The organism is Paenarthrobacter sp. Y-19, assembly GCF_029223985.1.
Taxonomy (GTDB): domain Bacteria; phylum Actinomycetota; class Actinomycetes; order Actinomycetales; family Micrococcaceae; genus Arthrobacter; species Arthrobacter nicotinovorans.
In genome coordinates, this window is record NZ_CP119414.1 from 4,312,680 (window position 1) to 4,327,607 (window position 14,928).

14 protein-coding genes are annotated in these 14,928 nt (G+C 63.8%); 13 read left to right on the forward strand and 1 reads right to left on the reverse strand.

Annotated elements, in window-relative coordinates; all coding sequences use genetic code 11:
* Positions 1-7 precede the first annotated feature (7 nt).
* A complete protein-coding gene (locus PYR64_RS20290) occupies positions 8-904 on the reverse strand; it encodes an alpha/beta hydrolase (protein ID WP_064723495.1) in 897 nt (298 codons plus the stop codon).
* A 76-nt stretch (positions 905-980) separates the two neighbouring features.
* On the opposite strand from PYR64_RS20290, the gene lysS reads away from it, so the two are divergent.
* The 13 genes from lysS to PYR64_RS20355 all read left to right on the forward strand — a co-directional run bounded on the left by lysS (position 981) and on the right by PYR64_RS20355 (position 14,850).
* Positions 981-2,510 (forward strand): lysine--tRNA ligase, encoded by a 1,530-nt coding sequence (lysS, locus tag PYR64_RS20295; protein ID WP_039239172.1) that lies wholly within the window; start codon positions 981-983, stop codon positions 2,508-2,510.
* Between the two features lie 2 nt (positions 2,511-2,512).
* Positions 2,513-2,686, forward strand: coding sequence for a hypothetical protein (locus PYR64_RS20300; RefSeq protein WP_018780099.1), 174 nt, complete (start codon positions 2,513-2,515; stop codon positions 2,684-2,686).
* Between the two features lie 129 nt (positions 2,687-2,815).
* On the forward strand, positions 2,816-3,139 hold the full coding sequence (locus tag PYR64_RS20305; RefSeq protein ID WP_018780100.1) for an Lsr2 family protein: 324 nt from the start codon (positions 2,816-2,818) through the stop codon (positions 3,137-3,139).
* 357 nt (positions 3,140-3,496) lie between these two features.
* On the forward strand, positions 3,497-5,989 hold the full coding sequence (locus PYR64_RS20310; protein WP_018780101.1) for an ATP-dependent Clp protease ATP-binding subunit: 2,493 nt from the start codon (positions 3,497-3,499) through the stop codon (positions 5,987-5,989).
* A gap of 80 nt (positions 5,990-6,069) precedes the next feature.
* Complete coding sequence (locus PYR64_RS20315; RefSeq protein WP_275777301.1) at positions 6,070-7,278, forward strand: glycosyltransferase; 1,209 nt, start codon at positions 6,070-6,072, stop codon at positions 7,276-7,278.
* An 84-nt stretch (positions 7,279-7,362) separates the two neighbouring features.
* Positions 7,363-9,465 (forward strand): alpha/beta fold hydrolase, encoded by a 2,103-nt coding sequence (locus tag PYR64_RS20320; RefSeq protein WP_275777303.1) that lies wholly within the window; start codon positions 7,363-7,365, stop codon positions 9,463-9,465.
* A 273-nt stretch (positions 9,466-9,738) separates the two neighbouring features.
* Positions 9,739-10,248, forward strand: coding sequence for an amino-acid N-acetyltransferase (locus PYR64_RS20325; protein ID WP_275777305.1), 510 nt, complete (start codon positions 9,739-9,741; stop codon positions 10,246-10,248).
* 178 nt (positions 10,249-10,426) lie between these two features.
* Entirely contained in the window at positions 10,427-11,872 is a 1,446-nt protein-coding gene (locus PYR64_RS20330; RefSeq protein ID WP_275777307.1) for an FAD-binding oxidoreductase, read from the forward strand.
* A gap of 14 nt (positions 11,873-11,886) precedes the next feature.
* A complete protein-coding gene (locus tag PYR64_RS20335) occupies positions 11,887-12,075 on the forward strand; it encodes a hypothetical protein (RefSeq protein WP_018780106.1) in 189 nt (62 codons plus the stop codon).
* Positions 12,076-12,222: 147 nt separating this feature from the next.
* Positions 12,223-13,224: a dihydroxyacetone kinase subunit DhaK gene (gene dhaK, locus PYR64_RS20340; protein WP_018780107.1), complete on the forward strand. Its 1,002-nt coding sequence runs from the start codon at positions 12,223-12,225 to the stop codon at positions 13,222-13,224.
* Between the two features lie 2 nt (positions 13,225-13,226).
* Positions 13,227-13,889, forward strand: coding sequence for a dihydroxyacetone kinase subunit DhaL (dhaL, locus tag PYR64_RS20345; protein ID WP_275777312.1), 663 nt, complete (start codon positions 13,227-13,229; stop codon positions 13,887-13,889).
* On the forward strand, positions 13,886-14,584 hold the full coding sequence (dhaM, locus tag PYR64_RS20350) for a dihydroxyacetone kinase phosphoryl donor subunit DhaM (protein ID WP_064723490.1): 699 nt from the start codon (positions 13,886-13,888) through the stop codon (positions 14,582-14,584). The genes dhaL and dhaM overlap by 4 nt, the downstream gene beginning before the upstream one ends.
* Before the next feature lie 89 nt (positions 14,585-14,673).
* Positions 14,674-14,850, forward strand: coding sequence for a CsbD family protein (locus PYR64_RS20355; protein ID WP_018780110.1), 177 nt, complete (start codon positions 14,674-14,676; stop codon positions 14,848-14,850).
* Positions 14,851-14,928 lie beyond the last annotated feature (78 nt).

The following is a 14,928-nucleotide window of genomic DNA, read 5'->3' on the forward strand; positions in this document are numbered from 1 at the left end:
GAACATCTTAGGTGGCTTCTGCCTGTCCTACGGGGAGGTGGTTCCCCGAGAGGAACCGGGCCACCCGTGCGGCAAGCCGCCGTCCCGGGCGCAGCGGGCCTTCGTGGAATTGCAGCGGTACCTGCGCGAACGCGATCGCGGGCACCGCGCCGGCCAGCGCCCGGGCCGTTTCGGCGAAGTATGACGGACTCCAGCCGCCGCTGAGCATGAGGGTTGGAGTGGAGATTTTTGTGAAGTCCCCAATGTGCGCGTCAGCGTCAAGGACCGCCCGCATTTCCACGACGGCGGTGGGCAGCAGGGAACGCATCTCCAGTCCCAGCCTGGTTTGGGCGGACAGCACGCTCAAAGTCCGCAGGGCCCGCATCGGAAGATAGGAAATCGGGCCAGCCGTTCCCAACCCCTGTACAAGGTGCGCCCAGGCCTGGTCCAACTGGCCCGCGGTGACTGCTTCCTCCAGCTCCGGCCGCCACCGGCTGCTCAGGTTGCCGGACAACGACACCGCGGCGTCGTAGGTGACCAGCCGGTTGATGGTGGTCCGCCGTGCGGCCTGGAGCGCCACGAACCCACCGTAGCTGTGCGCTACGACGTCGGTGGATCCGCTCTTTTCCATGACTGACTGGAGGTCCGCGATCTCAGTGTCGACGGAATAGCCCGGGGGCTGCGGTGCCGAATGGCCACGGCCGCGGCGGTTGTAGCTGTGGACCGGGCGGCCCAGCATCACGCTGAGGGTACGCGCGAACGGCCAGTACAGGGCATCAGTCACCAGGGTGCCGTGGACAAGCACGACGCCGGCCGTTTCCGCGGGCGCTTTGGAACCGGGGATTGTGGCAGCCGACGCGGGCCTGAAGCTGTGCACCTCAAGGTGCCCGCCGCCGTCGTTCGTTTCAACTGTCCATGTCTCCACCGTCCGAGTCTATGCTTTTCACCGTCGGGCGAAGTCCGGAAATGAAGGTCCGCAATCACCGGTAAACTTAAGGACTGTGACTTCCGCAAACACCCCAGCCCTGAACACCTCCGCAGAGCCCGTCGACGCCAGCGAGCAAATGCGCATCCGCATGGAGAAGCGCGCCAAGCTGATCGAGCGGGGCACAGAGGCTTATCCGGTGGGTGTCGAACGGACCCATTCCCTCGGCGAAATCCGCGAGAAATACGGGCACCTCCAGGCCGACGAGACCACCGGAGACGTCGTAGGCATCACCGGCCGCGTGGTCTTTGTGCGCAACACCGGCAAGCTCTGCTTCGCCACCCTCCAGGAAGGCGGCGTGGACGGCAAGGGCGTGCGCGTGCAGGCCATGCTGAGCCTCGCGAACGTAGGCGAAGAAGCACTGGCCGATTGGAAGGCCCTGGTCGACCTCGGCGACCACGTATTCATCAAGGGAGAGGTCATCTCCTCCCGTCGCGGCGAGCTGTCCGTGATGGCAGATTCCTGGTCCATGGCTTCCAAGGCCCTGCGCCCGCTTCCCGTGCTGCACGCAGAGTTGAACGAAGAAACCCGCGTCCGCCAGCGCTACGTGGACCTCATGGTCCGTGACGAAGCCCGCGAGATGGTTTACAAGCGTGCCGCCATCACCCGTTCGGTCCGCGACACCCTTGACCGCCACGGATACGTGGAGGTGGAAACCCCCATCCTGCAGCTGGTCCACGGCGGCGCCACGGCCCGTCCGTTCGAAACGCACATGAATGCATTCGACCAGAAAATGACCCTCCGCATTGCCACGGAGCTTTTCCTTAAGCGCGCAGTGGTGGGCGGAATTGATCGTGTTTACGACATGGGCAGGGTCTTCCGCAACGAGGGCGTGGACTCCACCCACAGTCCGGAATTCACCACGCTTGAATGCTACGAGGCATGGGCTGACCAGTTCGTCATGGCAGATCGCATGAAGGAAATCATCCTGAATGTGGCAGATGTTGTGGGTACCCGCACCATCCAGACCGAAGCCGGGGAAATAAACCTCGACGGCGAGTGGGCCTGGCTTGCGGTATACCCCGGTATTTCCGAAGCAGTGGGCGTGGAAATTACGCCGGATACCACTGTGGAGGAGTTGTTGGCGATTGCCGCCAAGCACGACGTCAAGGTGGACCCGAAATGGGATGCCGAGAAGATCGTGGTGGAACTCTTCGGCGAAATCGTCGAGCCCACGCTCCTTAACCCGACTTTTGTCTATGACTACCCGCCGTCGGCCCAGCCCCTGGCCCGCCCGCACCGCGAGGATGGCCGCCTGATTGAGGCCTGGGACCTCATTATTGGCGGAATGGAGCGCGGTACGGCATTCTCCGAGTTGATTGACCCTGTTATCCAGCGCGAACGCCTTACGGAGCAATCCCGCAGGTCTGCCGCCGGTGATGAAGAAGCCATGCAGCTGGACGAGGACTTCCTCCGCGCACTCGAATATGGCGCGCCGCCCATGGGTGGAATCGGGCTTGGCATCGACCGCTTGGTCATGTTGTTCACCGGTGCCGGTATCCGCGAAACCATTCTTTTCCCCTTGTTGAAGCCTGAAGGGCACTGATCATGGAGTACATCGCAGTCCTGGCGCCGTCCGTGGTGGTCGGTTTGATTTTCTGGTTCGCCATGAAGTCGATCTTCAACGCGGATAAATCCGAGCGCCAAGCGGAAGCCCGCGCGCAGGAGGAGGCCAATTTGAGAAATCAGGGTCCGGCTCCGGAAGGTCCAGCGGCTAAATAAGCCCGCAATTGGCTTCCGCTAACGGAGGAATCCAATTGTTCTTTGACGTGCATGCTTGCCGTGACAGATAATCAAGAAAGAAACCCGGGGAATTTCTGATTATCCAACCCTCCGAATGAGAGGCAACTCATGGCACAGAAAGTAAAAATCATCCTCGTCGATGACCTGGATGAAGGGGCCGCGGACGAAACTGTCCGCTTTGGCCTGGACGGCGTGAGCTACGAGATGGACCTGTCCACCGCTAACGCAGCTTCCCTCCGGAAGGCCCTGGAACCATACGTAGCCAAGGCCCGGAAGACTTCCGGTCGTGCAACGCGGGGCCGCGCTACTGCAGCCCGTAACCAGGATTCCGCGCAGATCCGGCAATGGGCCCGTGACAACGGTTACACGGTCAACAGCCGCGGACGTATTCAGGCAGAAATTCAGGAAGCTTACCAAAAGGCCAATTCCTGATTCATCACTTCAATGCCCCGGCAGATGCTGCCGGGGCATTCGTTGTTTAAGCGGGGTTTGTTTAGGCTCCGGCCAGCCCATGGCTGGGAATATTCTGTGAATCCCCTGCCCCGGTGGAAAGGCTCCTTAGAGCCCATTTTTGATTCACCGCGATTCCAGGGGCCCGAGTCCGAAAACCCACAGCCCGGGTTCCTCCTGCGGGCAGGGCGGCAGGGTGTCACCGCCGGCGCTTCCGGTCAAGGCTGCCAACTGGATTTATTCCGCAACGACGTCATGTTTCCCCTGTGGCGAACACGCTCCAAAAGTGTTGCCCGGGCACGTAGCATCAAAGTACGTCGTAGCTAGGAGTGTGGCGAAATGTTTGAGAGATTTACGGACCGTGCCCGTCGCGTGGTCGTCCTTGCCCAAGAAGAGGCACGGATGCTCAACCACAATTACATTGGTACCGAGCACATCCTCTTGGGTCTGATCCACGAGGGTGAAGGCGTTGCAGCCAAGGCGCTCGAGTCCCTGAGCATTTCGCTCGATGGCGTTCGCGAGCAGGTGCAGGAGATCATCGGCCAGGGCCAGCAGGCCCCGTCCGGTCACATCCCCTTCACGCCGCGCGCCAAGAAGGTGCTTGAGCTTTCGCTCCGCGAGGCACTGCAGCTCGGCCACAACTACATCGGTACTGAGCACATCCTGCTCGGCCTCATTCGCGAAGGCGAAGGCGTTGCCGCACAGGTGCTGGTCAAGCTTGGTGCAGACCTCAACCGGGTCCGCCAGCAGGTCATCCAGCTGCTCTCCGGCTACCAGGGCAAGGAGACCGCAGGCAGCGGCTCCGGCCAGGGCCAGCCCGAAGGTACCCCCGCCGGCTCAGTGGTGCTGGACCAGTTCGGCCGCAACCTGACGCAGGCTGCCCGCGAAAACAAGCTCGATCCTGTGATCGGCCGCGAGCAGGAGATGGAACGCGTCATGCAGGTCCTCTCCCGCCGCACCAAGAACAACCCCGTGCTGATCGGTGAGCCGGGCGTCGGCAAGACCGCCGTCGTCGAAGGCCTCGCCCAGGCGATCGTCCGCGGCGATGTCCCGGAGACCATCAAGGACAAGCAGCTCTATACGCTGGACCTTGGCTCACTGGTTGCCGGCTCCCGCTACCGCGGTGACTTCGAAGAGCGCCTGAAGAAGGTCCTCAAGGAAATCCGCACCCGCGGCGACATCATCCTGTTCATCGACGAGATCCACACCCTCGTTGGTGCAGGTGCTGCCGAAGGCGCCATTGATGCTGCGTCCATCCTGAAGCCGATGCTTGCCCGTGGCGAACTCCAGACCATTGGTGCCACCACCCTGGACGAGTACCGCAAGCACATCGAGAAGGACGCCGCTCTTGAGCGCCGCTTCCAGCCGATCCAGGTCAAGGAACCCTCCGTCGCGCACGCGATCGAGATCCTCAAGGGCCTTCGCGACCGTTACGAGGCACACCACCGAGTCACGATCACCGACGGCGCCCTCGCCTCAGCCGCGCAGCTGGCCGAACGCTACATTTCGGACCGCTTCCTGCCGGACAAGGCGATCGACCTCATCGATGAAGCCGGTGCACGCCTGCGCATCCGTCGGATGACGGCTCCGCCGGAGCTCAAGGCCATGGACGAGCGCATTGCCGAAGTGAAGATGGAGAAGGAATCCGCCATCGACGCCCAGGACTTTGAGGGTGCTGCCTCACTGCGCGACAAGGAGCAGAAGCTCATTGCCGAGCGCGCGGAGAAGGAACGCAACTGGAAGTCCGGCGGCATGGACGACATTTCCGAGGTTGACGAAGACCTGATTGCCGAAGTTCTTGCGAACTCCACCGGCATCCCTGTCTTCAAGCTCACCGAGGAAGAGTCCTCTCGACTGCTCAAGATGGAAGACGAACTGCACAAGCGCGTCGTCGGCCAGGACGAGGCCATCAAGGCTCTGTCGCAGGCCATCCGCCGCACCCGTGCAGGCCTGAAGGACCCCAAGCGTCCCGGTGGCTCGTTCATCTTCGCCGGCCCGACCGGCGTCGGAAAGACCGAACTCGCCAAGGCTCTTGCCGAGTTCCTGTTCGGTGAAGAGGACGCCCTCATCACGCTGGACATGTCCGAGTACTCCGAGAAGCACACGGTTTCGCGTCTCTTCGGTGCTCCTCCGGGCTACGTCGGCTACGAAGAAGGCGGCCAGCTCACCGAGAAGGTCCGCAGGCGTCCGTTCTCCGTGGTCCTGTTCGATGAAGTAGAGAAGGCCCACGCGGACCTCTTCAACTCCCTGCTGCAGATTCTGGAAGACGGCCGCTTGACCGACTCCCAGGGCCGCGTGGTGGACTTCAAGAACACCGTGATCATCATGACCACCAACCTTGGTACCCGCGACATCTCCAAGAGCGTGGCCACGGGCTTCCAGTCCGGCACGGACACCCAGACGGGCTACAACCGGATGCGTGCCCGGGTCACGGAAGAGCTCAAGCAGCACTTCCGCCCCGAGTTCCTCAACCGCGTTGACGACGTCGTGGTGTTCCCGCAGCTGACCCAGGACGAGATCATCGAGATCGTGGACCTGTTCGTCACCCGCCTGGAGCGCCGCCTCAAGGACAAGGACATGGGCATCGAGCTCACGCCCGCAGCCAAGGTACTTTTGGCCACGCGTGGTTACGACCCCGCCATGGGTGCCCGACCGCTGCGCCGGACCATCCAGCGCGAGATCGAGGACCAGCTGTCCGAGAAGATCCTGTTCGGTGAGATCCACTCCGGCGACATCGTCGTGGTGGATGTGGATGGCGAAGGTGACGACGCCAAGTTCACGTTCGAAGGGAACGCCAAGCCGCGCATCCCGGAGATCGCTCCCACCGCGTAAGGCACATAGCCTCACAGCACAAAGCCCCGCCCGCTCCGCAAGGAGCAGGCGGGGCTTTGTGCAATCCGAGAAAGGAATTCATGCGCGTTTTGATGGTGGCTCCGGGCACGCGGGGTGACGTTGCCCCCATGGCCGGGCTAGGTAGCCGCTTGCAGGGCCGGGGCTTCGAGGTTGCGATTGCGGCCAACCCTGCCTATGCGCCTTTGGTGGTGGATTCGGGGTGCGAATTCAGGCTCCTGCCCGGTGACCTGGCGGCTTTGATCAGGCACCCGGCGCCGGGTGCAAAGATCCAGGGTACAAGCGTGCTCGATTTCTGGAGAAACCTCCGGGAGTACATGGACGATGCCGCCACCGGCACTCTCGCGGCGGCCGAGGCTGGGGCCGACGTGATTCTGGCCAATTCGGTGGCGCCCTACGCGTATGACGTTGCGGAGGCATTCGGCATTCCCGCCCTCGGGGCACACCTGCAGCCGACCGAACCAAGCGCCGCCTATCCGCCTGTGCTGATGAACTCGGCACGCAGTCTTGGTTCGCTGGGGAACAGGATCATTGGTGAGCGCGCATCCGCTGGCCCGGCGCCCTATGACGCCCCCAGCGCCCGCCTTCGAAAGGCGCTGGGGCTGAAAAAGGAAAGCCGTGCGGCCGGAGAGCGGAGGCGGAGGAAGGCGTCGGCCACTGTCCTGCACGGCGTCAGCCCGACCGTTCTCCCGAGGCCCGCCGATTGGCATTCCGGCTTGGTGATGGCCGGGTATTGGTGGCCCGCCGTCAAACAGGATTGGCAACCGCCTGCTGGCCTGGTGGATTTCCTGGCCGACGGTCCGCCGCCTGTTTTCGTGGGCTTTGGCAGCAGTGCACGCATTGACCCGGAGTTCATCCTCGAAGCCACGAGCCGCGCCGGGGTGAGGGCTGTGGTGCAGGGTGTGGAGGGTTCCCTGGGTCCGGACGCGATCGGCATCGGAAGTGTTCCGCATGAGTGGTTGTTCCCGCGCATGGCTGCCGTGGTTCATCACGCAGGGGCGGGAACCACCGCCGCCGGCTTGCGTGCCGGTATGCCGACCGTGGGCGTGCCCGTTTACACGGACCAGCCTCTCTGGGCTTCCCGGGTGGCCGCCCTCGGTGCCGGACCCGGGCCAATCCCGTACAAGAAGCTCACTGCAGAACGGCTCGGAGAGGCCATCAATCAAGCCGTGAACACCCCGTCGTATGCACAGCGGGCGGAGGAACTCGCGGCGCGCATAGCTACCGAAGATGGAACCGTCGCAGTAGTCGAGGCTTTGCGGCGCCTCTGAGACCTTGGGGAATATCTGAAAGTACTGTTTCACTCTGAGTGAAAACATGTGTGATCAGGAGCACATTTCGTGTTGAATCAGAGCATGGACTCTGCTGACACTCATGCCTCGGGCGAACAGCCCGAAACACCGTTCCACGATCTGGACCACTACCTCTCCATTCCACGGGTTGCCGGCCTCACCCTAAGCCCGGACGGCAAGCGCCTTGTCACCACCGTGACGACGCTGAACGGCAAGGCGACAGAATTCGCTACGGCCCTCTGGGAGCTCGACCCCAGCGGCCGGAACCACGCACGCCGCATCACCCGAAGCGCCAAAGGTGAGGCCGGCGCCGTCTTCGCCGCCAATGGCGACCTGTACTTCACCTCGGCGCGCCCGGATCCGGAAAGCCCGGACGCCGACCCCGTCAACGCACTATGGCTGCTCCCCGCGGACGGAGGAGAAGCCCGCGTGGTGCACTCCCGGGCCGGCGGGATCAGTTCCGTCATGGCCGCGAAGGACGCAGACGCGACCTTCGTCAATGCCGAGGTCCTGGCCGGTTCCACGGACGAGGACAACGACGAAGAACGCCGCAAGGCCCGCAAGGATAAAAAAGTTTCCGCCATTCTGCACACGGGCTACCCCGTACGCTACTGGGATGCCGACCTCGGTCCCGCAGAGCCGCGGCTCTTCGCCGTGGAGCCGGGCGAGGCGAAGGAGCCCGGCAAACCTTCCACCGTGGATGCCAGCGCGCCGCTCACGCTTCGCAACTTGACGCCCGGTGTCGGCGGTTCGCTGCGTGAGGCCAAAACCGTGGTGAGTCCCGACGGCAAGACCATCTACACAAGCATGACCAAAGCGCTTGCGAAAGCAGTCAGCCGCGAGGTGCTCGCCGCCGTCGACGTCGCCACGGGCGCCATCAAGGTGCTGCTGGACCATGAGGGCATGAGCTACTTCCCTGGGCCGGTCGGCCCGGATAACCGCACGCTGGTGGTGGAGAGCGAAAGCGACACGACGCCCACCCAGGCGCCCCAGGTAAAGCTGCACCTGCTGAACGTTGCGGGCGGAGAAACCACTGATCTGGAGCCCCTCGCCCACCAGTGGGACCGATGGGCAACTGCGCTCGCCTGGCTGCCGGACGGCTCTGCCATCCTTGCCAAAGCGGACGACGACGGCGCGTCGCCGATTTTCAGGATCAATGTCGCCGACGGTGGCGTTACCCAGGTGACGAAGGACGGTGCGGCGTACACCGACGTCGTGGTTTCACCCGACGGAACCACAGCGTATGCGTTGCGCAGCTCGTACGGGTTCCCGCCCGAGGCCGTGCGGATCGACCTCGCCACCGGAGAAGTGTTCCGGCTGCCGGCGCCGGCGGAACGTCCCGCCTACAAGGGCAGGTTGGAGCGCGTGGAGACGACGGCGGAAGACGGCTCGCGTGTGCCCGCTTATCTGGCGCTCCCGGACAAGGCCTCCGCTGACAGCCCCGCACCGCTGCTCCTGTGGATCCATGGTGGCCCCCTGGGCTCGTGGAACGCCTGGACCTGGCGCTGGAACCCGTGGCTGTTGGTTGCCAAGGGCTACGCCGTCCTGCTGCCGGATCCCGCCCTGTCCACGGGCTACGGGCAGGAATTCATCCAGCGCGGCTGGGGTGAATGGGGAAAGAAGCCCTTCACGGACCTGATGGCCATCACTGACGCGGTGGTAGCCAGGCGGGACATTGACGAAACAAGGACTGCGGCCATGGGTGGCTCGTTCGGCGGCTACATGGCCAACTGGGTGGCCGGCCAGACGGATCGGTTCAAGGCGATCGTCACCCACGCCAGCCTGTGGGCGCTGGACCAGTTCGGTCCCACCACTGATGCGGCCCAGTACTGGCTGAAGGAAATGACCGTGGAGATGGCCATGGCCAATACCCCGCACCTGAACGTGGGCAACATCAAAACGCCCATGCTGGTGATCCATGGAGACAAGGATTACCGGGTGCCGATCGGTGAAGGCCTGCGTCTTTGGTACGAGCTCCTGTCCTCCTCCCAGCTGCCTGCTGATGAGAATGGCCAGAGCCCGCACCGCTTCCTGTACTTCCCGGACGAAAACCACTGGGTGCTGCAGCCGCAGCACGCGAAGGTCTGGTACGGCGTGGTGGAACACTTCCTGGCCAAGCAGGTGCTGGGTGAGGACGTTGCGCTGCCGGAGGAGCTGGGGGTCTGATGCAGGCCGGCAGCTTGGCGGATCAGCTTCCGCACAACCGCCGGATGCCGGGGGCATAGGCGTCGGGAATCTCCAGTATTCCGCCGTGCTGCCAGACGCGCTTGCGGCCGTGGCCTGGCGTTGGATGAACTTTGCGAACTGGAAGCCGATTCCGTGCGTAAGAGGATTGCTGTCGTACCAACTCTTAGGCCAATAAGTCTTGGCGCAGGACCGCGGCGCCCACGTTTGTGGTCACGAAGCCCCCACTTCCGCGCACCTCGTTAGGATGGGGGAGTGAAATCGTCTTTCAGCCTTCGCCCTGCCCGCACCAGCGATGTGGCGGCCATCAAGAGGTTGGTGGCACCCTTGGCCGAGGAGCGGATCCTGATGGCCAAGGAGACTGTGGCTTACTACGAGAGTCTCCAGGAATTCCGGATTGCCGAGTCCGATTCCGGCGAGGTCATCGGCTGCGGAGCCCTGCACGTGATGTGGGAGGATCTGGCAGAGATCCGCACTCTGGCCGCAGCTGACTCCTGGCGTGGCCGCGGCGTGGGTCATGTGCTGGTGGAGAACCTGCTGGAAGAGGCGAAGGCGCTGGGTGTCAGCCGGGTGTTCTGCCTGACCTTTGAAGTGGACTTCTTCAAGCGCCATGGATTCGAAGTCATGGCGGACCAGTCGGCCGTTGACCCGCAGGTCTACTCCGAGCTGCTGCGCTCGCATGACGAAGGTGTGGCAGAATTCCTGGACCTCGCCCGGGTCAAGCCCAATACCCTGGGCAACACCCGCATGATCAAGCAGCTTTAGGGCGTACGCGGCACTTCCCGAAAAAATCCAGGCGAAAAAATCCACGCAACTTGGCGTGCAATCAACCCTGCCCGATTATGGGTGATTTATTAACTCTTCTCATATATCCAGTTGATGGATAAACTGGTCAAGGCTTGCTGGGGAAGCTTCCACCACTCGGTCAATTTGAGAGAAGATCATGCAGTCCCACGCGTCCTTTTCAGATGTTTCAGAACTCCAACTCAGCGTGCGCGGTCCAGTGTTCACGCCTGCCGATCCCGGCTTCGCCGCAGAGGTAGCGGCCTTTAATTTGTCCACCCAGCACCAACCGGATCTTGCCTTCGGCGCCCTCGACGCAGAGGACGTTGCGGCGGCGGTCCGTTGGGCTGCAGAACGCAGGATGCCCGTTTCCGTACAGTCCACCGGGCACGGCGCAACCAATGCCATTGAAGGCGGGCTGCTGATCAGCACCCGCCGCATGCTGGAACTCAGCATCGATCCCATCGAGAAGACGGCCCGCGTGGGTGCGGGCGTCCGCTGGAGGGCGGTGGTGGACCACGCCGCGACCTTCGGATTGATGGGACTCTGCGGTTCCACCACCGACGTCGGCGTGGTGGGTTACACGCTGGGCGGCGGCTTGCCGATCCTCGGCCGCAAGTACGGTTTCGCCTCGGACCACGTCATTGCCTTTGAGCTCGTCACCGCCGATGGCACCCAGCGCAGGGTGACCAAGGACGAGAACTCCGAACTCTTCTACCTCTTGCGCGGAGGCAAAGGGAATCTCGGCATCGTCACTGCCATGGAATTCCATTTGTTCCCAAGTTCGGACCTCTTTGCCGGCGGCCTCTACTACGACGGCGTCCATGCAGCCGCTGTCTTGCAGCAGTTCAGCGAATGGGTGCCGGAGCTGCCACCGGAAGCATCGGCGTCGTTGGCGTTCCTGCGGCTGCCGGATATGGACATCGTCCCCGAGCCCCTGCGCGGCAAGTTCGTCGTGCACCTTCGCTACGCCTACCAAGGCGATGCCGCTGTGGCCACGCAGCTCCTGGAGCCAATGCGCAAGAGCGCTCCGTTCATGATGGACGGAACGGGCCCCCTGGAATCCACCCAAATGGACATGGTCCATCAGGATCCGGAGCAGCCAGTGCCCGTGCGGGAACGGGGCTTCCTGCTGGACCGCCTGGACCAGGGCGCCAAGGATGCCATCCTGCGGCACTTCGGTCCCGACGTCCCAAGCCCCGTGCTGATGGCCGAAATCCGGCTCCTGGGTGGGGCTTTGGCTGTCTGCGCTGACGGGGAAGACATGGTGGGAGCCCGCGACGCCGCGTTCAGTTTCTTCATGGCGGGCATGGCTGTCCCGCCTTTGGCGGAGCTGCTTCCGGGCGTGTTCGACGCCGTTCGCGAGGACCTGCGCGACGCCTCCAGCGGCGGGACGTTCGTCAACCTGCACGGACACTTCGTGGACGCCGAGGACCGGGAGCGTCCGTGGGGACCAAGCGTCCGTGAGCGCCTCCGCAAGGCCAAGGCCGAATTGGATCCGCACAACATGTTCAGCTTTGGGCACGTCGTAGGGCTGCCGGTCATCGACCAGACCGTCCTGCTGGAAGACGTTGCCACCGGCGGCGACGCCGTTCTGAACAGCTGAAGGGGATGCGGACAATGGACCATAGGGTCACGTTCCCGGATTTCTCCGCCTTCCAGATCGACCTCCCCCACGGGCCGTGGCCGCATGAAGTCCACTGGACCGGCGACAGGAATTCGGACCCGGACCTCTACTCGGCGTTCTGGCCCGAGTTCAATCCCAGGCCGGAGGCGGACGGAGTGACGGCTCCGCCCACCAAGGACTAGGGGCTCGTCATCGACAGCGGCAGGGACAGCTATCAGGGCTGTTCCTGCCGCTATTTAAGTACTGTTTCCCACCCGGTAAGGCCTACCGGGGCCCCGGCTGCCGGTAGTAGGGTCAGAGCACCAGCCACAGCACGCCAGGAGCATCCAATGAAAAAGCTCATCAATGATCCACGCGCCGTGGTGGACGAGTCCGTTGACGGGTTCGGCATGGCGCATGCCGACATCGTGGACGTCCACCCCGACCCCAAGTTCGTCGTCCGGAAAGGTGCACCGGTTGCGGGCAAAGTTGCCCTCGTCTCCGGCGGTGGCAGCGGCCACGAGCCCCTCCACGCAGGCTTCGTCGGACTCGGCATGCTCGACGCCGCTGTCCCCGGCGCTGTCTTCACCTCACCAACACCGGACCAGATCATTCCGGCGACGGTCGCCGTCGACTCGGGTGCCGGCGTCGTGCATATCGTGAAGAACTACACCGGTGACGTCCTGAACTTTGAAACCGCAGCCGAAATGGCGCAGGCCGAAGGTGTGCGCGTCCGGTCGGTGCTGGTCAACGACGACGTTGCCGTGGAGGACTCGCTGTACACGGCCGGGCGCCGCGGTGTTGGCGGGACCGTCCTGGTGGAGAAGATCGCGGGAGCTTCCGCGCAACGCGGAGACGACCTCGACGCCGTGACGGCCATCGCCGAGAGGGTAGTTGCGAACGTCCGTACCATGGGCGTCGCCCTGTCCGGTTGCACGGTGCCCCACGCGGGAACGCCGAGCTTCGAACTGGCCGATGACGAGATCGAGATCGGCATCGGCATCCACGGGGAGCCCGGCCGGCACAGGATCGCCATGGAAAGCGCCGACGCCATCACGGACCGCTTGCTTGAACCTGTGTTGGAGGACCTTTCCCTGGCCTCCGGCGACAAGGTGTTGTTGTTCGTCAACGGCATGGGCGGGACGCCGCTGAGTGAGTTGTACATCGTCTACCGGCGGGCGGCGCACGTCCTCGCCGAGCGTGGTGCCACCGTGGAGCGCTCCTTGGTGGGCAACTATGTGACGTCCCTGGAAATGCAGGGCTGTTCCGTCTCGGTGCTGCGCCTTGACGATGAAATGACCAGGCTCTGGGACGCCCCTGTTCACACCGCCGCCCTGCGATGGGGAGCCTGAGCATGGGCCTTGACGTCAAATGGGCGCAGGAATGGTTGAGGCTGTCTGCCAAGGCGATGGCGGAGCACAGGGTGGAGCTCATTGAGCTGGACCGGGCAATCGGCGATTCGGATCATGGGGAGAACATGGACCGCGGCTTCCAGGCCGTGCTGCAGAAGCTCGATGAAAGCCCGCCAGAAACCGCCGGAGCTGCGTTGAAGGCTGCGGCCATGGCTCTCATGTCCAAGGTGGGCGGTGCTGCCGGCCCGCTCTATGGCACGGCGTACCTGCGTGCGGCAACCTCCCTGGGTGAGGCCACCGACGTCGATGCCGACGCGCTCGCAGCGGCCCTCATCGCTGCGCGGGATGGCATCGTGGCACGCGGCAAGGCAGAAGTTGGCGACAAGACAATGATCGATGCCTGGACTCCTGCCGTGGAGGCAGCAAGTAAGGCTGCGGCCAGCGGCCTGGAAGCATTGGCCGTGCTGGAAGCTGCCGCGGACGCAGCGGAGGCCGGGGCCAAGGCAACGGACCCTCTGGTGGCGCGTAAGGGCCGGGCAAGCTACCTGGGCGACCGCAGTGCCGGTCATCGTGATCCCGGCGCGGCGTCAACCGCGCTGCTGCTGCGGGCAGCCGCTGAAGCAGCGGCCGGTCCAGTCGACGGCGCGGGAGCAGGTGACGGATGACGGTTGGGATCGTGGTTGTTTCGCACAGCAGCAAGATCGCTGAAGGGGCAGTTGAACTCGCCGCCCAGATGGCGCCCGACGTCGAGCTCGCCGCCGCCGGGGGCACTGACGACGACCGGATCGGGACCAGCCTGGAGAAGGTGCTGGCCGCCGTCGAACAGTCCCTGGTGGATTCCGGTGGTGACGGTGTGGTGGTGCTGACGGACCTCGGTTCGGCGGTAATGACGGCTGAGTCGGCAATGGAGTTCGCCAGCAATCCGGACGCCGTCCAGCTGGCGGATGCGCCGCTGGTGGAAGGGCTCGTGGCGGCTGCAGTCGCTGCGCAAGGAGGTGCCGGCGTCGACGATGTGCGCAAGGCCGCCGAAGCGGTCAGCTTCGGCGGCGGGGCTGGGCCGGACCGGCGCGACGGGCCGGCCGAAGCCAGCGGCCTGGGCGACCCGGATGCAACCGGCGACTTCGAACTCATCAACCCCCTGGGAATGCACGCGCGTCCGGCGGCAAAGATTGCAGGCGGACTGTCCGGGCTGGACGCGGAGGTGACGGTGAACGGCGCTGACGGCATGTCCATCATGGCGCTCATGGCGCTCGCCGCGGGGCAGGGCTCCAGCCTCCACGTAGAAGCCCGGGGGAAGGATGCTTCGAAGGCCGTCGAGTACGTGGGCCGCCTGGTGAAAGAGGGCTTCGGTGAGCTTTAGTTTGCGCGGATTTTCCGCCAAATATTGCTAAGTATGCTGATTAGTGATGTTGTAGAGGTACAAGGTTCCTACGACGAAAGAGGTGCGACATGGGTGCAGACGACAAGATGGAAAATGCCGGCGAGAAGCTCGGCGGCAAGGCCAAGGAAGCTGCCGGCAAGCTGACTGACGACAAGGGCCTCGAAGCTGAAGGCAAAGGCGACCAGGTCAAGGCAGACCTCAAGGGTGCCGGCGAAAAGGTGAAAGACGCCTTCAAGAAGGACTAGGAATGTGGACGGGGCCGCTGCTGTTGCAGCGGCCCCGTCCTGTTGTGCGAGATACTGCTCCGGCAGTGAGCTGACTTG